Origin of the sequence: Acinetobacter sp. IK31, assembly GCF_035615195.1 — a bacterium.
Taxonomy (GTDB): domain Bacteria; phylum Pseudomonadota; class Gammaproteobacteria; order Pseudomonadales; family Moraxellaceae; genus Acinetobacter; species Acinetobacter calcoaceticus_C.
This window is the reverse complement of record NZ_JANBOB010000032.1, coordinates 118,868-141,921: the sequence shown is the minus strand read 5'-3', so window position 1 is coordinate 141,921 and position 23,054 is coordinate 118,868. Positions and strand designations below refer to the sequence as shown.

Below are 23,054 nucleotides of genomic sequence, written 5' to 3'. Positions count from 1 at the left end.
TTTTTTTAGATATATTTTTTTATCTAAAAAACAATAAAAACGAAGTTTTACAGGTAAAACAAATAAAGTTCCAGCAGGACGCTGGAACTCAATCAAGGATGTAGAGATGAAAAAGACTTCATTGATCATGGCATTCATTGCACCACTAACCATGGGGATGAGTGTAAGTGCATTTGCAAAAGATTCATTACTTGAATGGAAAAGTGATGATGGTACCGACTCGTTAAAGTTAGGTGGGGTGGTTCGGTTAAATCAGCGTTATGAAGATTGGGAAGGGCCAAACCGTGGTTTTGGTAAACTCTATTTTGATATTTTTAGGGTCGACCTAAAAGGCAAGTTTGATGATGCTTATATCAATGCCAGCTATCTGTTCCAAGATCAACAAAAAACGTCTATTGAAAAAGCATATGTAGGCTATAACTTGGATGCTAATAACAGTATTGAAGCAGGTTTGGTCTATAAACCATTTACGATTTATCCATATCCGCAAAATGGCTGGACCTATCACATTCCGTTCTTTTTAGGTTATGGCAACAATATTGCACCGGGGATTAACTGGAATTATCACGACAAAGATTGGGATGTAAAACTCGGTTATTACCCGCAAATGCTAGAGACCAATTTGCGTTATTCGCCTGAAAGTGCAACTTACGATGACTTGGAAGAAAACGCATTTCCATCTCAAAAAGCCTACCAGAATGAAAAGCGCCATCAGTTTAATACTCGCATTGTGCGTAAGTTAGAAACTGATTTTGGTAAACAAGAGGTTGGTGTTTCGGGGGCAATCGCTCAATTACATAATAAAATGACCGATAAAGATGGCAAGTATTATGCAGTCGGTTTGCATACCGACAACAACTACAAACGTTTTAATTTACAAAGTTCAGTCATTCACTATCAATACGATGCTAAAAATCCAGATGGTGTAAATAGTGACATGACTTTAATGGGCAATAATGGTTTTACACCTGCCTATTTCATTGCTTCGGAAGGGACGATTGCTAGTTTAAATCTTGCCTATACTTTGCCTGTCGCGAACATGGGTAAGCTAAAAGCCATTAAGTTTTATAATGACTATAGCTATCTCGATAAAAAACGTGATGATTGGTCAGATTCGCAAATGAACACTACAGGCATGATGTTTATTGCATCGCCATTTATGGTTTGGGCAGATTATACGTGGGGTAAAAACTCAAATATTATTGGTGGGGCAACCAACTCAACGGGTTATACCTCTGCTAATTCACCAAACAGTGATAAGTGGCTGTACCGTTTGAACTTTAATATCGGATTTACTTTCTAAAGTGAACGGCAATAAAAAACCACGCAGCTGACGTGGTTTTTTATTTAATGAATGAACACTTTTAATATCTGGATTTCTCAAACTTATTCCAAAATACAAAAGCGGTTACAAAGGCTAAAATAGTCAGCGCGAAAATATAATACATCGCACCAATATCACTATATTGACTGAGCCAATGAACTAAAGGCAGTGTCATACCCCCCACAATTGCATAAGACAAATTATAAGAAAATGAAATGCCCGAGAAGCGAACAGGCGCGGGGAACATTTTGACCATGCTGCTCGAAACCATGCCGACAGTACCTGAGCATAGACCCAACAACATATATAAACCAAAAATGGTTGAATGTGCGGCGTGACCTAAACTGTTATAAAAAACTGCTGCTGTAAGTGCCACAGCAAGAGCACCTACCATCATGACTCTGCCACAGCCAAAACGGTCAGCAAAATAACCTGCCAAAATACAGCCGACCATTTGCATGACAATGGCTGCACTTTGCATTTCAAAAGTTTGCGCACGTTCAAAACCAAATGAACCAATTAATAGATTTGGCATGGCTAAAATCACCACCACCACGCAACCTGTTAAAAACCATGTAAATAACATGCCAATAACAACGGCTGTTTTATGAGTTTTTAACACTTGCTTCACTGGCATTTCTTTGGAGATTTCTTTACGTGCCTGCATGGCTTTAAACACGGGTGTTTCTTTTAAATAGGTCCGTAAATAAAGTGCTACAAGGCCAAAAATACCGCCTGCAATAAATGGTATACGCCAAGCCCAGTCATGGATTTGCCCCTCACTAAAATTAAGCGAGATCCATAGCGACATCAGTGCACCCAACAAAATTCCTAAAGATAGTCCGGCAGTTAATAAACCATTTGCCAGTCCAATTTTTCTTTCAGGTACGTGTTCAGACACAAATGTCCATGCAGCCGGAATTTCACCACCAATCGCAATACCTTGCACAACACGCATGAGCAATAAAAGCAGCGGTGCCAAATAACCAATATTTTCAAAAGTGGGCAAAATCCCGATAAACAGGGTAGGCAGAGCCATCAGCAAAATAGAAAGCGAGAATAGTTTTTTACGCCCGACCAGATCTCCAAAGTGAGCCATAACGACTCCACCTAGCGGTCTGAAAAAGTAACCTGCTGCAAAAATACCGTAAGTATTCAGCATGGCCCAAAACGGACTGAGTGTGCTTGGGAAAAATAAGTCGGAAATGATTTTGGCGTAGAATACATAAATCACAAAATCGTAAAACTCTAAAGCACCGCCCAGAGAAGAAAGGGCGAGAGTTCTTTTATCTTCTTTATTCAGATAGTTCGCATCCTGCAAGGTTAATTCTTGATCCATTTTTTACTTAATTGTTGTAATCGAAGTTTGGATATTAATGGAAAAGTGAATTAAAAGTAAATGGAGGATATTTTGTATGATCGATCCCTAGATAAACTGTGTTCCATGAAGAATAAAAATTGTTTAAAACAAAAAATTGCTTTAGATGAAACAAAAACAGATGAAGGAATCGCTTTTCTTTTGAGTCGTTCAGCGACACAATAAAATAAGTAAAACCTAATTTGATTAGAGGCCAAGGGATGAGCGTGATTTTACCAGTTGCCAAGCAAGGTGAAGACATTTTAAAACTGATTGCTGCACCTGTCTCATCAATTGAGTTGAACAGTGATTGGCTTTATGAGCTTGCAGCCGCTATGCATGCCACTATGCTTGAACGTAACGGTGTTGGTATTGCTGCACCGCAAGTTTACATCTCTAAACGAGTGATTATTGTGGCATCTCGACCAAATCCACGTTATCCAGATGCTCCTGAAATGGATGCAGTCGTGATGGTAAATCCAGAGATTTTGGAGTTTTCTAGTGAAACTTGCTTGGGCGAAGAGGGCTGTTTAAGTGTGCCAGATGAACGTGGACAAGTTGAACGTGCAGAAATGGTCAAGGTTAAATACTTAACACTAGAAGGTGACGTGGTAGAGACAATTTTTCACGGTTTTCCTGCTCGTATTGTTCAACATGAAGTCGATCATTTAAATGGAGTGTTATTTGTAGAAAGAATAATCTAATCCTCTATTTAAAGTTTTGAAAAAGGTATAATGAGCTTGAAATAAATCAGGCATCGGAATTACAATACTTATATCGTGATTTTTAATTCATTCAAAAAGTATAATTTTAATATTATCAGCTGGTTGTGCTGAAAAAATGCTCGAAAGTGTAAATCTCCTCATTTAAGGTTACTCACCATGAAAACCCCTCTCCCAGATTATTTGGCAAATGTGATAGAAGCCTGTGAGGTAGATAATAGCGGGCATCTAGCTGACTATATTCCAGAGTTGGCAAATGCAAATCCAGACCGATTGGCTTTAGCCATGTCTACGGTAGATGGTGAAATTTATTCGATTGGCGATGATGATACCGAATTCACCATTCAGTCGATTTCTAAGCCTTTTGTCTATGCCTATGTTATGCAACAGCTTGGCATTGATGCGGTACTTGATAAAGTCGGGGTAGAACCTTCTGGGGAAGCCTTCAATGAAATTTCATTGGGTAAAGATGGTCGTCCGAAAAACCCGATGATCAACTCTGGCGCAATTACTGTACATTCATTGATTCAGGTCAAACATGGTCTACATAGTGCAGAAATTCTACGCCGTTTTATGAGCGAGCTTGCAGGACGTGAATTAAGTTTTGATGAGTCTGTTTACGATTCGGAAGTCAAAACAGCCTATCGTAATCTTTCGATCGGTTATATGTTGCGAACTGTGGGGATTTTAGAAACTGACCCTGTCGATATTGTGAATGGTTATATTCGCCAATGTGCGATTTTGGTGACGGTTAAAGATCTTGTACGTATGGGCAGTGTACTTGCCAATGGTGGGGTTGATCCTAAAACTGGAAAGCGTCTGTTGAACCGATCTGTAGTGAGACAAGTACTCAGTGTCATGATGAGTTGTGGTATGTATGATGCTGCGGGTGACTGGTTGTCGACTGTAGGAATTCCAGCTAAAAGTGGTGTGGCAGGCGGTATATTAGGTGTGCTGCCGGGTCAGGTCAGTATTGCTGCTTTTTCTCCTCGACTAGATGAGCATGGTCATAGTATACGTGGTATCGATATTTTAGAGCGCCTATCTCGTGACATGGGATTACACCTTATGGAAGGTACGCCTTCGGCACAAACCATTGTACAGAGCCATTATCGTACAGGGAAAGATGCATCATTGAGTGTGTATGTGCTTCGAGGCGTATTGAAATTTACCGAAGCTGAAATGTTATTGCGTATTTTACAAGACGAGACGACTGACCAAAGCACAATCGTAATTGATTTAACCCAGATTTCACTGATCCATGAGGTGGGTAAACGTATGTTCTTAGAAGGTGTAGATCGTCTGATTGATGATGGTCATACACTCGTTTTGGTTGATCCTGAACAACGATTAGATCATGCGAGAACCGATAAAGATCGAGAACTCCATGTCTATCATGATTTTGACGATTTGCTCGAAAAGCATGAAATACGCTCAAAAAAAAAGACTTATAACGACATCGCAACACTTCTAAATTGCTGAGGTGTTTTTCCTAAATGTCGTTTAAACATCGCACTGAAAGCACTGGGGTTGTTATACCCCAGTGACTCGGAAATTTGAGTAATAGATTCACCATTCGCGATTTTACTCAAGGCAAGTGCAATATGCATTTGCTGGACCCATGCCCGATAAGACAGTCCGGTTTCTTTTTGAAACATGCGCATTAAAGTTCTCGAACTCGTACCAATATCATCCGCCCAATCTGTTAAATCTTTTGAGTGATTAGGAGCATGTAATAAGGCTTGGCAAATTTTTAATAATCGTTTGTCTTTCGGCCAAGGAATCTGGATAGGCAACAAATTGGCTCGATGAATTTCTTCAAAAATTAGAATTTGCAAAGAACGAGAAAGCTCTTGAGAGGTCGTAATATTTGGCGAGTTATCGCGTTCAATTTCGTTTAAACGAATCAAAAGCTCATGCAAAAGGTTGCTCACCCGAATAATAAAGCAATGTTGGCCCATTAAAGCGGCTGCATTTATTTCAACCAGAGCGGTATTTAACTTCACGTGACTCAGTGAAATCACACTATGCTCGACATGGGCAGGAATCCATAACGCACACATGGGTGGCACAATCCAGACATTATTTGGTGTAAAAACCTGAATGTTTCCAGTAGATGCATATAAAAACTGAGCACGTGCATGCGTATGAGTCGGTGTGATTTCTCGATAGGCATGTTCGGAAGATAGCCCAATCACAAGTTCAGACAAATCAGACTGAATAAGAGAATCGGACATAATCTATCCTAAAAATTGTCACTTATACGATGATTATTGGAAGATAACTTTATAAGCGACAATTTACAATAAGCACCTTACTTAAAAATATTGGAGTTTTTCAGGTATGACGTCTTCAATACAATTGAAAGATGGTATTGCCAATACCGTTGCTAATGATCAGCCTCAAGGAATGATTATTAAAATTGTAGGCGCCGTGGCGGTTGCACATTTACTGAATGATTTGATTCAGGCAGTCTTACCAGCCATCTATCCAATGCTTAAAGCAAACTTTTCACTGAGTTTTGCTCAAGTTGGCCTGATTTCATTTGTATACCAAATTACAGGTTCACTGCTACAGCCTTGGATTGGACTTTATACCGATAAACATCCAAAACCGTATCTTCTGCCACTCGGAATGATGGTTACATTCTGCGGCATTATTTTGTTGGCATTTTCACCAAGCTTTACTGTGTTGTTATGTGCATCTGCGCTTATTGGGGTAGGGTCTGCAACTTTTCACCCTGAAGCTTCACGAGTGGCGCGTATGGCATCCGGTGGGCGTTTCGGTACGGCTCAATCAACTTTTCAGGTGGGTGGAAACACAGGCACTGCCATTGGTCCATTGTTAGCAGCTTTGCTGATTGTACCGTTTGGACAGCATGCAGTTGCTGGCTTAGTTATATTTGCACTTTTAGCCATTTGGGTTTTATTTGGTGTAAGCCGTTGGACGGTGAGCCATGCTAAAAGTCAGGTGGCAACACGGGTGACTCAAGCACATAGTAAATTGCATGGTCGTAAGCTCATTATTGCTTTGAGCACCATTAGTGTGTTGATGTTCGCCAAATTCACCTACATTGCCAGCATTAGTAATTACTTTACATTTTACTTAATTCAAAAGTTCCATATCAGCATTCAAACAGCACAATTGCACTTATTTGCTTTCTTGGCTGCTGTTGCTTTAGGAACATTTGCGGGTGGTCCAATTGGTGACAAAATTGGCCGTAAAGCGGTTATCTGGGTTTCATTTGTAGGTATGGCGCCGTTTGCATTAATGATGCCTTATGCAAACTTGTTTTGGACAACCGTTTTTTCGATCATTGCAGGTTTGATATTGTCATCTGCTTTTGCAGCCATGGTGGTTTATGCACAAGAAGCTGTTCCGGGCCGTGTGGGGATGATTGCAGGTCTAATGTTCGGCCTGATGTTTGGGGTAAGTGGTATTGCCGCAGCGGGGTTAGGGCATTTAGCTGATATTAACGGCATTGAATGGGTATTTGGTTTATGTTCATTGTTGCCATTACTTGGATTTGCAACTGCATTCTTACCAAACACAAAAGTTAAATAAATGAAAAGACTCTCAGTCATATTCGGCTGAGAGTCTTTTTTAAGATGAATATAGTTTCAATTCAAAAGACTATTTTTGAATACCAAATTTAAATACGGTGACACTGTTATACGTTTGATTTGGGTTCAAACGGGTAGAAGGAAAAGTTGGTTGATTGGGGCTGTCTGGAAAATGCTGTGTTTCTAATGCTAGCGCATCTGCTTGTCGATAAAGTACGCCATTTGCGCCAGCAATATTTCCTAATAAATGATTCGCCGTATACATCTGAACGCTTGGTTCAGTGGTGAAGACTTGCATGGACCGTTTAGATTTTGGATCAACCACTACAGCTGCAAGATTTAATTTCCCTTGAGACTTTTGATTAATTACCCAAGTTTGGTCATAGCCATATCCATAGGCCAATTGCTGATTATTTGCTCGAATATCTTTTACAATTGCTTTAGGAGTCCGAAAATCAAAAGGTGTACCTGCAACTGAAGCAATTTCACCTGTTGGTAAAGAATTTTGATCGGTTACCAATACACGGTCTGCATTGAGCTGTACAACATGATCTAGTACGCCATACGGGTTATTCCCAGCTCCTGACAAGTTGAAATAACTATGGTTGGTAAGATTGACGACTGTAGGTTGATCAGTTTTGGCCTTATATTCAATCTGGAATTCATTTTGATCTGAAAGACTATATATCACTTCCACATCTAATTTCCCGGGAAAACCTTGATCACCATTTGGACTGGTTAACTTAAGAGAAGCTTTGACGGTTTCCCCTTTGGACACGAGGGGCTTAACTTGCCAAACACGTTTGTCAAAACCAGGATTGCCGCTATGTAATGAATTCGGGCCATTATTTTTTTCAAGATTATACGTTTTCCCTTCTAAGCTAAATTTTGCATTGCCAATCCGGTTCGCATAACGACCAATTAATCCACCAAAATGAATACCTTCCTTAGTATCAGTTATTTCATAACCTTTTAGATCATCAAAGCCCAAAACGATATTGTTTTTTTTACCTTGTGCATCGGGAGTCAAAATCTGTGTAATTACGCCACCAAAACTAATAAAAGAAACAGAGATACCTTTGTTATTGCTCATGGTGTATAGATCAACTTTTCGACCGTCTTGAGTCGTACCATATGGTTTTACATTTAATGTTGCTGCATTTGTAAGTTGCGCAAAGCTATAAATCGTAAAACTTAAAATTACTAATTTTTTCATGTTTATACTCTATTTTGTAATAGTAGGATTGGATGAATATAAGATTGATTTTTCATCTTTTTAAAGAGGTTTTTATTATATATAGTGTTAATAATAATCGAGTAGTTAATGCTAAATATTCCACAACCAACACAATTTAAGGCTATAAATAAAGTAACTTTTTTAGCAAACTTCAACAGCAAGCCATTTTTATGACTCATCCCAACTCAGTTTTAAAATTTTCATTTGGTCTCAATAGCCTGTCATTTGACCTAAACAACCAACACATCCAACTTGAACAGGGCTTGGGTTTTGTTGAGTCAAAAATTATTAACCATGGTGTTATTGATGAGCTTACTATTGAAAAGATGATTTACTTTATTGAAGAAATTATAGAGTCTCAGCCACTAAGAAATCACTTTTTCAATCTACCAACTCATCATAAATCCAGTTTAAAAACAGCTCAATTTTAGGAATAAACTGATGGGTCCGTGGATAAACCAAATGATGAGCAGAAATAGGAATCGATAGCTCATCTGCAAAAACTCTAACCAACTTTCCAGACTCTACATAATTTTGAGTAAGTAAATTACTTTCTAAAACAAAACCTAGTCCGTGTGTTGCTGCCTCAAGTGACATGTAAGAGCAGTCAAAACTCAAAGTATAGGGAAACTCAGGAATGCTTAAGCCCTGATGTGCAAACCACTGAGGCCAAGTGACTAAGGTTGAGCGCGATAAAATCAGTTCTTTTTTTAATAAATCTTGAGGTTTATGTACTGGGCTACGTTCAAGTAGCTTAGGAGATGCAAGTACTTCTAGCTTTTCATTACGAATTGTCCTGATTTCCACACCCGTCCAGTTAGGTAAACCATGGCGAATATCAATGTCGATCTTGTCACGAGTAAAGTGCAAGTTTTCATAAGAACACGACAGGTTGACCTGAATCATCGGGAACTTTTCTTTAAATGATTCGAGGCGTGGCAGTAGCCAAAGCAAACCAAAACTTGGGGATGAATGAATATATAAACTGTCTTTAGGACTTTTATCAGCGGCTTTTTCAGTGGCTAACATCAGGTTATGCAAAATGGTGGTGACATCCTGAAAATAGCGTTCACCTGACGGGGTAAGCGTCACACCACGGGCACCACGAATAAATAAACTCTGCCCAATCATTTCTTCTAGTTTGGCAATTTGGTGACTGACTGCTGAAGGAGTGAGATTCAAATGCTCCGCTGCCTTAGCAACATTGCCAAAACGGGCAGTTTGTTCAAAAGCCTGTAGTGTTTTAATTGAGGGCATCTGATTGAAATTGTTTTCACTACTATCCATGAAATAAACCGTTTTTATCCCTAAAACTCATTTCAAAATAGCATAGGCATGAATTTTTTTCATGCCTAGTTGAATTCGAGATGATTGCTGGAACTCCTGAAAAAAGAGAATCTAGGTCCGAACTCAGGAAATAAAGCGTAAAAGAGGATTCAACATGTTACTACAAGGAAAAGTGGCATTAATTACTGGTGCAGCATCAGAACGTGGAATTGGGCGAGCAACCGCAGAAATCTTTGCACAACAAGGTGCCAAAGTCATTATTGTTGATTTAGATCTTGCTCAAAGCCAAAACGCTGCAAAGGCACTTGGTGAAGGACATTTAGGTCTTGTTGCAAACGTTGCAAATGAAGAGCAGGTTAAAGAAGCTGTTGAACAAGCGCTACAGCACTACGGACAGATTGATATTTTAATTAATAATGCCGGCATTACCCAGCCTGTAAAAACACTTGATATTCAACGCAATGATTATGACCGTATTTTAGATGTCAGCCTACGCGGAACACTTATTGTGTCGCAAGCTGTTATTCCATCAATGAAAGCAAATGGTGGCGGAAGCATTGTGTGCCTATCTTCTGTTTCAGCACAACGCGGTGGTGGTATTTTTGGCGGGCCGCATTATAGCGCTGCAAAAGCAGGGGTTTTAGGTTTGGCAAAAGCGATGGCTCGTGAATTTGGTGGCGATCAGATTCGTGTAAATTCACTTACTCCGGGCCTGATCCAAACCGATATTACTGGTGGTTTAATGAATGATGACCGCCGTCATGACATTCTTGCGGGTATTCCACTCGGTCGTTTAGGTAAAGCACAAGACGTTGCAAATGCAGCATTATTTTTGGCAAGTGATCTGTCAGCGTACTTAACGGGTGTAACACTTGATGTAAATGGTGGCATGCTGATTCATTAAAGCTTGCCATTTAAAAACTAAAAATAGAATGATGGTCACAAGAGGATACTGTGGCCAAATGTAAAGGGATTCGCATGATGGATACAGTATTTTCATCTGAAGTAGATACGGCAGTTCGTAAATCGGCGTATCGAAAAATTGCATTTCGGCTTATGCCATTTTTAATGCTTTGTTATTTTTGTGCCTATTTAGATCGAGTCAATGTTGGTTTTGCCAAGCTCCAGATGATGAGCGATTTACAGTTTAGTGAAGCTGTATATGGATTGGGTGCAGGGATTTTCTTTATTGGTTATTTCCTTTGCGAAGTGCCAAGTAACATCGTACTCCACAAGGTAGGTGCAAGACGCTGGATTGCCCGCATCATGATTACATGGGGTATTTTGTCAGGTTGTTTTGCTTTTGTTCAAACTGAATGGCAATTTTACACCTTACGTTTTTTACTGGGTGTTGCTGAAGCAGGTTTGGCTCCGGGCTTGTTACTTTACCTCACTTACTGGTTCCCGTCTTATCGTCGGGCACGCATGACCGTACTTTGGTTTATCGCTATTCCCATTTCGGGAATGATTGGTGGACCACTTTCGGGCCTAATCATGGACCGAATGAGCGGTGTGCATGGCTGGTTTGGCTGGCAGTGGATGTTCCTCATTGAAGCCATTCCTACGGTTCTTGTTGGTTTGCTCGTACTTGCTGTTTTAAAAGACTCTGTTCAAGACGCCAACTGGTTAACTCAAGATGAGAAAAAGTTGGTGAAGCAAGAGCTTGCTCAAGATAACCAGCACAAAGAAGGTCACGGGAGCGTTAAAGAGTTTGTCGCTGATAAACGTTTATGGTTACTTGCAGGCATTTACTTTTGTGTCGTGATGGGTCAATACGCCATTACCTTTTGGCTACCCACTCTCATTCGTAACTCAGGTATCAGTGATAATTGGCATATCGGTTTGCTTACAAGCCTGCCTTATATGTGCGCCATTGTAGTTATGCTTTTGGCAGGGCGTAGTGGTGACTATTTCCAAGAACGCCGTTGGCACTTAATTATTCCAATGTGTGCAGGTGCGATCGCACTCACACTTGCGACTTTGCTCGCCTCTAATCTGACACTTTCTTTAATTTGCCTTTGCATTGCAGCCTCAGGTGTGCTCACTGCATCTTCTTTATTCTGGATGTTGCCGACTAACTTCTTGGGTGGTGTGTCAGCAGCGGCAGGTATTGCAGCAGTCAATAGCTTTGCCAACCTTGCTGGATTCTGCTCACCTTATTTAATTGGTTGGGTCACCACCAACACAGGTTCAAATGCAATTGGCATGTTCTTAATCACAGCAGTATTAATTTTCGGTGCCAGTTTGGTTCTGCGCGTTCCGGCAAAACTGGTCAATCGTTAATAAGGAATAGTAAATGACAATGTTAAATGTTGATAAATCAGGCCAAATTGCCGAGTTGCAACAACGTGCCTACCACATTCGCCAACATGCTTTACGTATGGGGCAAGTACAAGGTCAAGGCTATGTTGGACAAGCATTAGGTGCCGCAGATCTACTCGCAGTATCTTATTTCCATGCCATGAAATATCAGCCAGAAAACCCAGAGTGGGAAGGCCGTGATCGTTTTTATCTCTCTATTGGGCACTATGCAATTGCACTTTATGCAGCTTTAATTGAAGCAAACATTATTCCGTTTGAAGAACTTGAAACCTACGGTGCAGATGACAGCCGTTTACCGATGTCGGGCATGGCTTCTTACACACCGGGCATGGAAATTACAGGTGGTTCATTAGGCCACGGTCTTGGAATTGCAGTCGGCACATGTCTAGGACTCAAACAGAAAAAGTCAGATGCTTTTGTTTATAACTTATTGTCTGATGGCGAGTTAAATGAAGGCTCAACATGGGAAGCGGTGATGTCTGCCTCTCATTGGAAACTAGATAACTTGATTGCCATTATTGATGTAAATAACCAACAGGCAGATGGACACTCAAGTGAAATTTTGGCTTTTGAACCCATTGTAGACCGCTGGCAGTCATTTGGTTGGTACACCCAACGCGTAGATGGCAACAATATGGAAGCTTTACTTGAGGCATTCGACCAAGCACGAAACCATGAGGGAGCATGCCCGCGAGTCATTATTTGTGACACCAAAATGGGCAAAGGCGTGTCTTTCTTGGAAAGCCGTGAAAAAACACACTTCATTCGTGTTGATGAACATGAATGGGATGACGCTTTAAATATTTTGACCCACTACGGACAGTAAGGAATACACCATGAGCCAGTTAGCCAATCCTCCTAAGAAAAAACTAACCACTTCGGCAATGATTGCTTCTATTGCTGCCGAGGGTCAACCAACAAAACCAGCGCCATTTGGTCATGCACTCAATGCCTTGGCAAAAGAGCGTGATGATATTGTAGGGTTATCAGCCGATTTATCAAAATATACTGACCTGCATATTTTTGCTAAAGAAAACCCAGACAAGTTTTTCCAAATGGGCATGGCAGAACAACTTTTGATGAGTGCAGCAGCAGGACTTGCTCGTGAAGGATTCGTTCCTTTTGCCACTACCTATGCTGTGTTTGCATCACGCCGTGCCTATGACTTTATTTGTATGGCGATTGCAGAAGATAACCTGAATGTCAAAATTGTGGCGGCACTTCCGGGTTTAACCACGGGTTATGGCCCAAGTCATCAGGCGACTGACGATATTGCGATTTTTCGTGCAATGCCGAACTTGATGGTCATTGACCCATGTGATGCCTTGGAAATTGAACAGGCGATTCCTCAAATTGCTGCACATAATGGTCCGGTATATATGCGTTTATTGCGTGGACAGGTTCCATTAGTGCTCGATAAATACAATTACCAGTTTAAATTGGGTAAGGCACAGGTGATTAAACCGGGTAAAGATTTACTCATTATCTCGACTGGTTTATTGACCATGCGTGCGCTTGAGGCAGCCGAAGAGCTTGAAAAAGAGGGCATTGAGGTTTCAGTACTGCATGTACCTACCATTAAGCCTTTAGATGAACAAACTATTTTAGATGAAGTCGCTAAAGGTGGACGTCCTGTTTTAACTGCCGAAAACCATTCTGTGATTGGTGGTTTAGGGGAAGCAGTCGGGTCATTACTTTTAAGAAATGGACAACATCCTCGTTTTGATATGATTGGTTTGCCAGATGCATTTTTAGATGCAGGAGCTTTACCAACTTTACATGATCGATATGGTATTTCAACTGAAGCAGTTAAAGAGAAAATTAAGTCACATTTGAAATAAAAGTATTTAGCTTTCAAATTAAAAGGGGCGTGACAGGATTTACCTTCACGCCCTTTTTCGATTCTGAGTTGTTCTTTTCTCAATAAGATGAGAACAAACCTTTTGAATAATTATTTCAGTTTAAGCAATCGAATCATCTAAATTTGGTCCTAACCAACGCTTCGCTTCATCGAGTGTCCAACCTTTACGTTTTGCATAATCTTCAAGTTGGTCTTGAGAGATTTTACCTACGTTAAAATATTCACTTTGAGGATGCGAATAGTAGAAACCACTCACCGAAGATGGCGGCATCATTGCAAAATGCTCAGTGAGTTTAGTACCGATTTTATCGGTAGAACCTAGCCAGTCAAACAACACCGCTTTCTCAGAGTGCTCTGGACAAGCAGGGTAACCTGGTGCAGGGCGAATACCGACATATTTCTCTTTAATCAGTTCTTCATTACTCAGTGTTTCATCAGCTTTATAGCCCCAGAACTCTTTACGAATGCGTTCATGCAAATGTTCTGCAAAAGCTTCTGCAAAACGGTCAGCCAACGACTGAACTAAAATTGCAGAGTAATCATCACCTTTGGCTTTGTACTCGTTTGCTAATTCTTCTGCACCAAAAATCGATACAGTGAATCCGCCCAAGTAGTCCTGTTGCTCACGGTCAGTACGGATGTAATCTGCCAAAGACAAGTTCGGTTTACCTGTTACTTTGTCTGATTGTTGACGTAAATGTTCAAATGTGTGCGTAACATTTTGACCCACTTCATCAAATACGCTGACTGTGTCTGCGTCAGTGCGCTGCGCAGGGAACATACCAAATACAGCACGGGCATCAAAAAGGTTGTTGTCGATAATATCTTTCAACATTGCTTGTGCTTGGTTGTACAAATCTGTTGCAGCTTCGCCAACCACTTCATCTTCTAAAATTTTAGGGTATTTACCTGCCAAGCTCCAAGAAATGAAGAATGGCGTCCAGTCAAAATATTCAACCAATGTTTCAAGCGGGTAGTTTGTTAAGACTTGAGTTCCCAAAAGGTTTGGTTTTGCAGGAACATAACTTTCATCAATTTTAAAGCCGTTTTTAACGGATTCTGCATAGGTTAATTTTGCAGCTTTAGGTTGTTTGTTGGCTAAGCGCTCACGAATTTTGACATATTCAGCACGGTGCTCTTCAATGAATTTTCCACGCATTTCTTTTGAAAGCAGGGTAGTTGCAACACCCACAGCACGTGAGGCATCGGCAACATAAATCACCGCATCGTTATGGTACTGAGGATCAATTTTTACTGCTGTGTGTGCTTTCGATGTCGTAGCACCACCAATTAATAAAGGTATATTAAAACCTTTACGTTGCATTTCTTTAGCAACAAAAACCATTTCATCCAAAGATGGGGTAATCAATCCCGACAAACCGATGATGTCACATTTTTCATCAATCGCAGTTTGTAAGATTTTCTCACAAGGTACCATCACACCAAGGTCAACAATGTCGTAACCATTACAGCCGAGTACAACACCCACAATATTTTTACCAATATCATGTACGTCACCCTTAACAGTCGCCATCAGGACTTTACCTTTAGACTGGCTGCCTGTTTTTTCAGCTTCAATGTACGGGTTGAGCCAAGCCACAGCTTGCTTCATGACACGTGCAGATTTTACAACCTGCGGTAAGAACATTTTGCCTGAACCGAACAAGTCACCGACCACGTTCATACCGTCCATCAAAGCGCCTTCAATCACATCTAATGGGCGCTTGGCTTTTAAACGTGCTTCTTCAGTATCTTGGTCGATGTAGGTAGTAATACCTTTCACTAACGCATATTCAAGACGTTTTTCAACTGGCTCGTTACGCCATTCAAGGTTTTCAGCTTCACGTTGTGCACCGCCTTGTCCGCGATATTTTTCAGCGACTTCGAGTAATCTCTCTGTAGCTGCCTGACCAGTCTCACCTTGGTTCTGGTTTAAAACAACATCTTCAACCGCAGCTTTGAGTTCTTTAGGAATATCATCATAAATTGCCATTTGACCTGCATTTACAATCCCCATGGTCATGCCTTGTTTAATGGCATGGTACAAGAACACAGAGTGAATCGCTTCACGAACAGGTTCATTCCCACGGAACGAGAATGATACGTTCGATACACCACCTGAAATCATGGCATGTGGCAAGTTCTGCTTAATCCAGCCGGTTGCTTCAATAAAGTCCACAGCATAGTTGTTGTGTTCTTCAATCCCTGTTGCAACCGCAAATACGTTCGGATCAAAAATAATATCTTCAGCAGGGTAACCGACTTCGTTGACCAAAATGTCATATGAGCGTTTACAGATTTCACGCTTACGTGCAGCGGTATCGGCCTGACCCGCTTCATCAAAGGCCATAACAATAACTGCAGCACCATATTGACGGCAGAGGCGAGCCTTTTCGACAAACTCGTCATAACCTTCTTTTAAGGAAATCGAGTTAACAACCGGTTTACCTTGTACACATTTTAGACCTGCTTCAATGATTTCCCATTTTGATGAGTCAATCATGATCGGCACACGTGAAATATCAGGTTCAGATGCCACAAGGTTTAAGAAATGCACCATCGCATTTTGCGAATCGAGCATCCCTTCATCCATGTTAATGTCAATAATCTGGGCGCCAGCTTCCACTTGTTGCTGTGCAACTTCTAAAGCTTCGGCAAAGTTTTCTTCGCGAATTAAGCGTAGGAATTTTTTTGAACCTGTCACGTTAGTACGTTCACCAACGTTTACAAAAAGTGAGTTGTCATAAATATTAAAAGGTTCTAAACCACTTAAACGACAAGCTGGTACAGTTTTAGGAATTTGGCGAGGTGTAATGTCTTTGACTGCATTATAAATGGCACGAATATGGTCTGGAGTCGTACCACAACATCCACCCGTAATGTTAATGAGACCACTTTCTGCAAACTCTTTTAAGAAGGCAGCTGTTTGTTCAGGAGTCTCGTCATATTCACCAAACGCATTTGGTAAGCCAGCATTTGGATGCGCTGAAACAAAGGTATCTGCTACATCAGAAATAGTTTTTACGTGAGGACGCATGGCATCTGCACCAAGGGCGCAGTTAAAACCAATAGAGAGTAAGTCACCATGACGTACAGAGTTCCAGAAAGCTTCGGCAGTTTGACCCGTTAAGGTACGACCAGATGCATCGGTAATGGTCCCTGAAATCATTAGCGGTAATTCACGACCAATTTGCTTAAACACTTCTTTAACCGCAAATATGGCAGCTTTACAGTTTAAAGTATCAAAAACAGTTTCGATCAGAAGAATATCTGCACCACCTTCAATCAGTGCATGAGTCGCTTCAATATAATTTTCTTTTAGCGCATCAAAACTAATATTACGAAATGCCGGATCATTTACATTCGGTGAAATTGAACAGGTACGAGATGTGGGACCAAGTACGCCTGCTACAAAACGAGGTTTGTCTGGCGTTGAATATTTTTCACAAGCTGCTTTTGCTAAACGTGCTGCTTCACGGTTAATTTCGGGAACCAGATCTTCCATGTGGTAGTCCGACATAGAAACACGTGTGCCGTTAAAGCTGTTGGTTTCAATAATGTCTGCCCCAGCATCAAGGTAAGCTTCATGAATGCCTTGAATAATTTGAGGTTGTGTCAAAACAAGCAGGTCATTGTTACCTTTTAAGTCATGTGCCCAATCGGCAAAACGCTCACCACGATAGTCAGCTTCTTCTAATTTATGGCGCTGAATCATCGTTCCCATTGCGCCATCAATAATCAAAATACGTTTAGCAAGAAGCGCTTTTAGGATGGCAAGCGTAGACATAGAAAACCCTGACCTTTATATATACGAATTTAAAAATGCGGCGCTATTGTAACAGAATAGCAGCACAAATGATGATCTATGACGACCCACCATTCACCGTAAATTACTCGTTAAAAAAAGTGTGTCCGGATAAAAATAGGGCGTTTTTTCATCAAATATTCATAAAATGATCATGATATTGAAATATTTCATCTTCAATATTCCATTTTATGACAATTAAGCTGTTTAAAAAATAATCATACAGGTAATTTTTTAGATATTTTTGCTTTAAAAATAATCATAAATAAGGAAGATATAACTTGATTTAAATTATTGTATTTTAATAAAAAAATAAATTGCATTGAGGAAAGGTGCATCAAATGAGGTCAAAATATGAAAAATTGACTTCATCAGGCGCTGCTTTGTCATATAATTGTCATAATTTAATTTAAGAATACAGAGGATTTTTCTATCCTCTTACCGTCTGCATGAATTCTAATCTACCCCCTGTTTCGGATTCAAAACTTGCGGCAAACCTGCAAGTCAAATCGACGAATGTACATGTCCCGACACCTAAGTTTTTTATGCCGGTGTTTCTGACGATTATTGTTGCAACGCTTATTTATATTGGATTTCAGGTGAGTGCTGATTTAGCACACGTACCGCCTTTGAGTCTTTATTCGGTTATTCTTTTATCTACAGCACTCTTGATTGCATTAGGCTTTGAGTTTGTAAATGGCTTCCACGATACTGCAAATGCAGTAGCAACAGTGATTTACACCAATGCTTTACCTGCACCAGTTGCAGTCATGTGGGCAGGTTTTTGTAATTTTCTTGGGGTAATGGTTGCAAGCGGCGCAGTCGCTTACGGCATTATTGCATTGTTGCCTGTTGAATTGATTATGAACATGGGTAGCGGTGCAGGTTTCGCAATGGTTTTTGCGCTTCTCATTGCTGCAATTCTTTGGAACCTTGGTACTTGGTTCTTGGGTATTCCTGCTTCTAGTTCTCATACCTTGATTGGTTCAATCTTGGGTGTGGGCATTATGAACCATCTATTGAGTGCATCGACTGGCGTAACAACCAGTGGTGTTGATATGGATCAGGTGATTAAAGTTGGTAAAGCATTATTGCTTTCACCTTTAATTGGTTTTGCTTTTGCAGCGATTGTATTCTTGTTGGTTAAAACTATTTTTAAACGCCAATTAGAATTATTCCAGCCACCTGAAGGGAATAAACCACCACCAGCAATCATTCGTGCAATCTTGATTTTTACCTGTACAGGTGTAAGTTTTGCACATGGTTCTAATGACGGTCAAAAAGGTATGGGTCTCATCATGCTGATTTTGGTTGGTCTGGTGCCTTTGGCTTATTCATTAAATAAAAACCTTGATACACAACAAGTTCAATCATTCCATCAGCTTTCTTCTCAAACTGCCGTATTTTTGAATCAAAATCAGCCAGAATTAACCGATGAAAAAGCACGTGTTATTTTGACTAAATATATTCAAACTAAACAGCAAACTCCGGAAGTTATGCCTGCATTGGCAAGCATGACTGATCATTTGGGTGAGCGTGTTTCTAGCTATAACAACTTAAAAGATATTCCAGAAGCTGCAATTAGCGAAATTCGTAATGACATGTATTTAAGCACCACTTCGTTTAAACGTTTGGATAAAGCGAATGCATTACCGAAAATGGATCAGTCACAAGAAAAACTTGTGAAAGCATACCGTAGTAGCCTAGATTCATTCTTACAATACATCCCAACTTGGGTGAAAGTAGCTGTTGCTTTGGCACTTGGTCTCGGCACAATGGTTGGTTGGAAACGTATTGTTGTGACTGTAGGTGAACGTATTGGTAAGCATCATATGACTTATGGTCAAGGGATGTCTGCTGAACTTGTGGCAATGAGTACAATTGCAGCTGCTGACGGTTTAGGTATGCCAGTTTCAACAACACACGTTTTAAACAGTGCTGTGGCAGGTACCATGGTAGCGAATAGATCTGGTTTAAACTTTAATACAGTTAAAACAATTTTATCTGCATGGGTATTTACACTTCCTGCAACAATCTGTTTGTCAGGCGGTTTGTACTGGTTATTCTTACAGTTTGTATAAACGCATTTAAAAAATTAAAGCCACTGTTCACAGTGGCTTTTTTATTTGTTTCTTTTTAATGTTCAGTCTATCTTCATGTACATTCAACTATAAATTAACAAGTCATTATAGAGCATCAAGCAGCTTTAGAGGCTAGGCTTAAAACTTTGATATCAGGATAGATTATGGATGAGATTCAAATAGATCAGCTAAAACAACAATTCCCACTTATTGAAAAATTGCAGAATTATCAAGAGATATTTTGGTTTACACCACATTGCTATCCTTTAAAAGAAGCTTTAGAAAAAGTTGGGCTCACAGCAGAGGACGTAAGTGAAGCAGAAGCCAGATTAGAGCGCTTTGCACCGTACTTAGCAAAGGTGTTTCCTGAAACTCAAGCACAACATGGAAAAATTGAATCAGAAATAGTTGAAATTGCCCATATGCAACAAGCATTATCTTCAACAAAACAAGTGCAGTTGAGTGGAACATTCTGGCTGAAAAAAGATAGCCATTTACCTATTTCTGGTTCAATCAAAGCACGTGGTGGTATTTATGAAGTCTTGGCTCATGCGGAAAAGTTGGCAATTGAGGCTGGACTTCTCAAGTTGGAAGACGATTATAGTAAGTTAGATCAAGACTCATTTCGAACGTTTTTCTCTAAGTACCAAGTTGCGGTAGGTTCTACAGGAAATTTAGGGCTTTCGATTGGTATCATGAGTGCCAAACTGGGCTTTAGAGTAACTGTTCATATGTCTGCCGATGCGAGGCAGTGGAAGAAAGATAAACTACGTTCACTGGGCGTTAATGTTGTGGAATATGCTAGTGACTATGGAGTCGCTGTTGAAGAGGGAAGAAAAGCAGCAGAGCAAGATCCGCACTGCTTTTTTATTGATGATGAAAACTCAAAAACATTATTTTTAGGTTATGCAGTTGCAGGAATACGTTTAAAACAGCAATTTGAGCAAAAACAAATTAAAGTCGATGCTGAACACCCATTATTTGTTTATTTGCCATGTGGCGTTGGTGGTGGCCCTGGAGGTGTCAGTTTTGGGTTGAAACTTGCTTTTGGTGAGCATGTTCACTGCATTTTTGCAGAACCCACCCATTCGCCATGTATGTTACTGGGTGTCCATACAGGTTTGCATGATCAGATTTCAGTGAATGACATTGGACTCGATAACGTAACTGCCGCAGATGGGCTCGCAGTAGGCCGTGCTTCAGGTTTTGTGGGACGTGCTATGCAGCAGTTAATTGATGGCTACTACACCATTGATGATGAACGTTTATATGAGCTCATTGCACTTTTAAATCAAACCGAAAATATTCAACTTGAGCCTTCTGCGGTAGCTGGAATGATGGGGCCATATTATGTCCAGACGAGTCCTGATTATTTGGCTTTACATCAACTATCAGCTGAGAAACTACAACAGGCAACCCATGTGATATGGGCGACAGGAGGCGGTATGGTGCCGCCTGATGAAATGCAAAAATATCTATCACACTTTCAAAATAAATAGATAAATATAGAAAAAAGCCCAATTCTAGAATTGGGCTTTAATATCATTATTTTTTAGATGATTTCCCAAATGGTAGTTTTTCGATTGCAAAGCCATAGATTGCAGCAAAAGGCAGGGCAGTTCTTGCTAAATAAGCAACACGCCACAATCCGCCGTGGTTGGCACCTTCCATCATGAGTTCAAGTGGATGGTCCAGCTCAGTTTCAGGATTTGCTACAGAAGACTCATTTCTTAAGTCATGAATCCAGATTGCCGCCATAATGGCATTGGTCGTTTCAGGGCTAAATGCTTCTACATCAAAAAGCTCTGCACCATTAAAAGCAGCTTTTAACAATGGATTTTTAGTCACAGAGTGAGTCGTTGTAGATGGAGCAATATTAATACTTACCTGTTGTCCCTGATGGCGGGCCAAAATAGCACGCCATTGTTGAATGCGTTTTGCCAAGGCGTAATTTGGCCCTTGTTCAACAACTAGACAGTCGGCAATGCCATAAGTTTTTCCATTTTCACAAGCAATTAAGTCTTGATATGGCGCTTGAAAAAAACGATTGAGCGAAAGAGCGGAAACACCTTTCACTGCCATTTTTTGTATTTTTGTACGTGATTTAAACTTTTGTTGAGCAGCTTTGGCAACTTCTTTAGGAACCGCATAAACATCGGTTGGCGTACACATAAACATAAGGCTCGTATCAGACTTATGCTCGCTTACAAATTGCATGATGCTGTCCATTGCCATGGAAACACGAACATGCTTTTCCCCATCTAAATAGGCAATTGCAGCTAAATCTAATTTTTGTGGAAACTGAACTAACCACTGCGCAATTTCTGGTAATTGAGTTAGTAAATTTGCACCCAATTTATCTTTTAGTTCAGAAACTTTTGCTGATGAATCAACTGGTTCAACACATGGTGCAATGAGGGTTGCGTTTCCTTGTTGAATCGTATTTAAAATTTTGCCCCAGACACGTGGGTTTGGTAAGTCGACAGCAATAATATTCGCTTTCCATTTAGCTAACCAAGGTAGAGGTCCTGCTTCTGAAGCTGCACCAAACAGCACCATAGTACGGTCAGATAAATCAAACCATTCTGGATGGGCTACGGCTTCACGTAAAGCCTGTGCATGGCTCGGCTCCATAATACCTGCATTTTCCCAATGCTGAATCTGGTCAAGCAAGCTTTGTCCACTGAGTTTTTGTCCTTTATAAGGAACATACCACTCTGGTGCTGCTTCACTTTCACCTTTAAGTTTTACTGTATGAAGAGGCGTAGATGAAGCAATATGAACCGCATCTTTTAAAAGATAGTGTTTACTATCACGATAAAAGTCAAAAATATGGTGAGCTTTATGCAAACCTTGCTTAGCAATAGTAATGGGGTTGCTACTATTAGAGATCCCTTGTTTAACAAGTGCTTTAAAATATATAGGGTAGTTTTTTCGCCAGTTTTTTTCATTCAGCACTTGTTGCGCAGTTTTATTATCTACGACAGATAAAGCCTCTGACAAAATCTCTTGGCCTGTAAGAGATGTACTTTGTTTTTTTGTTGAGGCGTGTACTGGAAATTGTAGACCTTCGACTTGACTTGTGCTGGACATAAAATATCTCGTTATACGACTGGGTTAATATACAGATGTATACATTATCTATGCCAATGAAAGGAAACGAGTGGCAATAACTGACAAAATAATATTGATTATTTTTGTGATGAAGCGTGAAATAGAAATTTATTATGATAAATTCATCTCGTTTTAGTCTTAATTTTTTTCACATTTTTAGAACATTTTTATAGACTTATGTTACATAAATGATTATTTTGTATTAAGCAAATACATCAGTTTTAACCTGAAGGTAAAATGTTCAAAATGTATCAATAATACAGATACAGAAATGATTAAAAACTAGACTTTTTATTAAAAGATAAGAAAAGTCAGATTGAATAAGAAAGAATTGGGGTGAAACTAGATAGAAGACAACATAAGATTGTCTTTTAAAAATCT

The 23,054-nt window shown here is 40.1% G+C and carries 16 protein-coding genes and 1 pseudogene; 11 read left to right on the top strand and 6 right to left on the bottom strand.

Features of this window, described 5'->3' with window-relative positions; genetic code table 11:
• The first annotated feature begins 106 nt into the window (after positions 1–106).
• Positions 107–1,303, top strand: coding sequence for a hypothetical protein (locus MSG66_RS16250; protein WP_324654617.1), 1,197 nt, complete (start codon positions 107–109; stop codon positions 1,301–1,303).
• 61 nt (positions 1,304–1,364) lie between these two features.
• On the opposite strand, the gene MSG66_RS16245 is transcribed toward MSG66_RS16250, so the two are convergent.
• On the bottom strand, positions 1,365–2,663 hold the full coding sequence (locus tag MSG66_RS16245) for an MFS transporter (RefSeq protein WP_324654616.1): 1,299 nt from the start codon (positions 2,661–2,663) through the stop codon (positions 1,365–1,367).
• A 239-nt stretch (positions 2,664–2,902) separates the two neighbouring features.
• On the opposite strand from MSG66_RS16245, the gene def reads away from it, so the two are divergent.
• On the top strand, positions 2,903–3,385 hold the full coding sequence (gene def, locus MSG66_RS16240) for a peptide deformylase (protein ID WP_262472839.1): 483 nt from the start codon (positions 2,903–2,905) through the stop codon (positions 3,383–3,385).
• A 177-nt stretch (positions 3,386–3,562) separates the two neighbouring features.
• Complete coding sequence (locus tag MSG66_RS16235) at positions 3,563–4,885, top strand: glutaminase (protein ID WP_202742751.1); 1,323 nt, start codon at positions 3,563–3,565, stop codon at positions 4,883–4,885.
• Here MSG66_RS16235 and MSG66_RS16230 read toward each other — a convergent pair.
• On the bottom strand, positions 4,852–5,640 hold the full coding sequence (locus MSG66_RS16230) for a helix-turn-helix transcriptional regulator (RefSeq protein WP_324654615.1): 789 nt from the start codon (positions 5,638–5,640) through the stop codon (positions 4,852–4,854). The genes MSG66_RS16235 and MSG66_RS16230 overlap by 34 nt on opposite strands.
• A gap of 106 nt (positions 5,641–5,746) precedes the next feature.
• On the opposite strand from MSG66_RS16230, the gene MSG66_RS16225 reads away from it, so the two are divergent.
• Positions 5,747–6,967: an MFS transporter gene (locus MSG66_RS16225; RefSeq protein WP_324654614.1), complete on the top strand. Its 1,221-nt coding sequence runs from the start codon at positions 5,747–5,749 to the stop codon at positions 6,965–6,967.
• Between the two features lie 69 nt (positions 6,968–7,036).
• Here the strand turns inward: MSG66_RS16225 and MSG66_RS16220 are convergent, their stop codons facing one another.
• Entirely contained in the window at positions 7,037–8,182 is a 1,146-nt protein-coding gene (locus tag MSG66_RS16220; protein ID WP_324654613.1) for an aldose epimerase family protein, read from the bottom strand.
• Between the two features lie 191 nt (positions 8,183–8,373).
• Between MSG66_RS16220 and MSG66_RS16215 the strand changes: the two are divergent.
• Positions 8,374–8,577 (top strand): annotated as a pseudogene (locus MSG66_RS16215) (hypothetical protein); the annotation flags it as partial.
• Positions 8,578–8,584: 7 nt separating this feature from the next.
• Here MSG66_RS16215 and MSG66_RS16210 read toward each other — a convergent pair.
• Entirely contained in the window at positions 8,585–9,460 is an 876-nt protein-coding gene (locus MSG66_RS16210; protein ID WP_324654676.1) for a LysR substrate-binding domain-containing protein, read from the bottom strand.
• A 184-nt stretch (positions 9,461–9,644) separates the two neighbouring features.
• Here MSG66_RS16210 and MSG66_RS16205 point away from each other — a divergent pair, with 184 nt between their 5' ends.
• From MSG66_RS16205 to MSG66_RS16190, 4 genes are all read left to right on the top strand, one after another.
• Positions 9,645–10,394, top strand: a complete 750-nt coding sequence (locus tag MSG66_RS16205; protein WP_262472842.1) for an SDR family NAD(P)-dependent oxidoreductase — start codon at positions 9,645–9,647, stop codon at positions 10,392–10,394.
• Between the two features lie 77 nt (positions 10,395–10,471).
• Positions 10,472–11,773 carry an MFS transporter gene (locus MSG66_RS16200; RefSeq protein ID WP_324654675.1) on the top strand — a complete coding sequence of 434 codons (1,302 nt, stop codon included), beginning with the start codon at positions 10,472–10,474 and terminating at the stop codon, positions 11,771–11,773.
• A gap of 19 nt (positions 11,774–11,792) precedes the next feature.
• A complete protein-coding gene (locus tag MSG66_RS16195) occupies positions 11,793–12,638 on the top strand; it encodes a transketolase (protein WP_324654674.1) in 846 nt (281 codons plus the stop codon).
• A gap of 10 nt (positions 12,639–12,648) precedes the next feature.
• Entirely contained in the window at positions 12,649–13,653 is a 1,005-nt protein-coding gene (locus MSG66_RS16190) for a transketolase family protein (protein WP_000080243.1), read from the top strand.
• 120 nt (positions 13,654–13,773) lie between these two features.
• On the opposite strand, the gene metH is transcribed toward MSG66_RS16190, so the two are convergent.
• The gene (gene metH / locus MSG66_RS16185; RefSeq protein ID WP_324654612.1) at positions 13,774–17,460 is read right to left on the bottom strand and encodes a methionine synthase; all 3,687 of its coding nucleotides are present in this window, start codon (positions 17,458–17,460) and stop codon (positions 13,774–13,776) included.
• A 467-nt stretch (positions 17,461–17,927) separates the two neighbouring features.
• Between metH and MSG66_RS16180 the strand changes: the two genes are divergently transcribed.
• Both MSG66_RS16180 and MSG66_RS16175 read left to right on the top strand, forming a co-directional pair.
• Positions 17,928–19,559 (top strand): inorganic phosphate transporter, encoded by a 1,632-nt coding sequence (locus MSG66_RS16180; protein WP_133974859.1) that lies wholly within the window; start codon positions 17,928–17,930, stop codon positions 19,557–19,559.
• A 164-nt stretch (positions 19,560–19,723) separates the two neighbouring features.
• Complete coding sequence (locus MSG66_RS16175; RefSeq protein WP_324654611.1) at positions 19,724–21,058, top strand: D-serine ammonia-lyase; 1,335 nt, start codon at positions 19,724–19,726, stop codon at positions 21,056–21,058.
• Between the two features lie 46 nt (positions 21,059–21,104).
• Here MSG66_RS16175 and MSG66_RS16170 read toward each other — a convergent pair whose 3' ends face one another.
• Positions 21,105–22,652 carry a hypothetical protein gene (locus MSG66_RS16170; protein ID WP_324654610.1) on the bottom strand — a complete coding sequence of 516 codons (1,548 nt, stop codon included), beginning with the start codon at positions 22,650–22,652 and terminating at the stop codon, positions 21,105–21,107.
• Positions 22,653–23,054 lie beyond the last annotated feature (402 nt).

Coding starts and splice junctions, on each gene's coding strand:
- MSG66_RS16250 (WP_324654617.1), top strand. CDS start 107: ATGAAAAAGACTTCATTGATCATGGCATTCATTGCACCACTAACCATG.
- MSG66_RS16245 (WP_324654616.1), bottom strand. CDS start 2,663: ATGGATCAAGAATTAACCTTGCAGGATGCGAACTATCTGAATAAAGAA.
- def (WP_262472839.1), top strand. CDS start 2,903: ATGAGCGTGATTTTACCAGTTGCCAAGCAAGGTGAAGACATTTTAAAA.
- MSG66_RS16235 (WP_202742751.1), top strand. CDS start 3,563: ATGAAAACCCCTCTCCCAGATTATTTGGCAAATGTGATAGAAGCCTGT.
- MSG66_RS16230 (WP_324654615.1), bottom strand. CDS start 5,640: ATGTCCGATTCTCTTATTCAGTCTGATTTGTCTGAACTTGTGATTGGG.
- MSG66_RS16225 (WP_324654614.1), top strand. CDS start 5,747: ATGACGTCTTCAATACAATTGAAAGATGGTATTGCCAATACCGTTGCT.
- MSG66_RS16220 (WP_324654613.1), bottom strand. CDS start 8,182: ATGAAAAAATTAGTAATTTTAAGTTTTACGATTTATAGCTTTGCGCAA.
- MSG66_RS16210 (WP_324654676.1), bottom strand. CDS start 9,460: ATGCCCTCAATTAAAACACTACAGGCTTTTGAACAAACTGCCCGTTTT.
- MSG66_RS16205 (WP_262472842.1), top strand. CDS start 9,645: ATGTTACTACAAGGAAAAGTGGCATTAATTACTGGTGCAGCATCAGAA.
- MSG66_RS16200 (WP_324654675.1), top strand. CDS start 10,472: ATGGATACAGTATTTTCATCTGAAGTAGATACGGCAGTTCGTAAATCG.
- MSG66_RS16195 (WP_324654674.1), top strand. CDS start 11,793: ATGTTAAATGTTGATAAATCAGGCCAAATTGCCGAGTTGCAACAACGT.
- MSG66_RS16190 (WP_000080243.1), top strand. CDS start 12,649: ATGAGCCAGTTAGCCAATCCTCCTAAGAAAAAACTAACCACTTCGGCA.
- metH (WP_324654612.1), bottom strand. CDS start 17,460: ATGTCTACGCTTGCCATCCTAAAAGCGCTTCTTGCTAAACGTATTTTG.
- MSG66_RS16180 (WP_133974859.1), top strand. CDS start 17,928: ATGAATTCTAATCTACCCCCTGTTTCGGATTCAAAACTTGCGGCAAAC.
- MSG66_RS16175 (WP_324654611.1), top strand. CDS start 19,724: ATGGATGAGATTCAAATAGATCAGCTAAAACAACAATTCCCACTTATT.
- MSG66_RS16170 (WP_324654610.1), bottom strand. CDS start 22,652: ATGTCCAGCACAAGTCAAGTCGAAGGTCTACAATTTCCAGTACACGCC.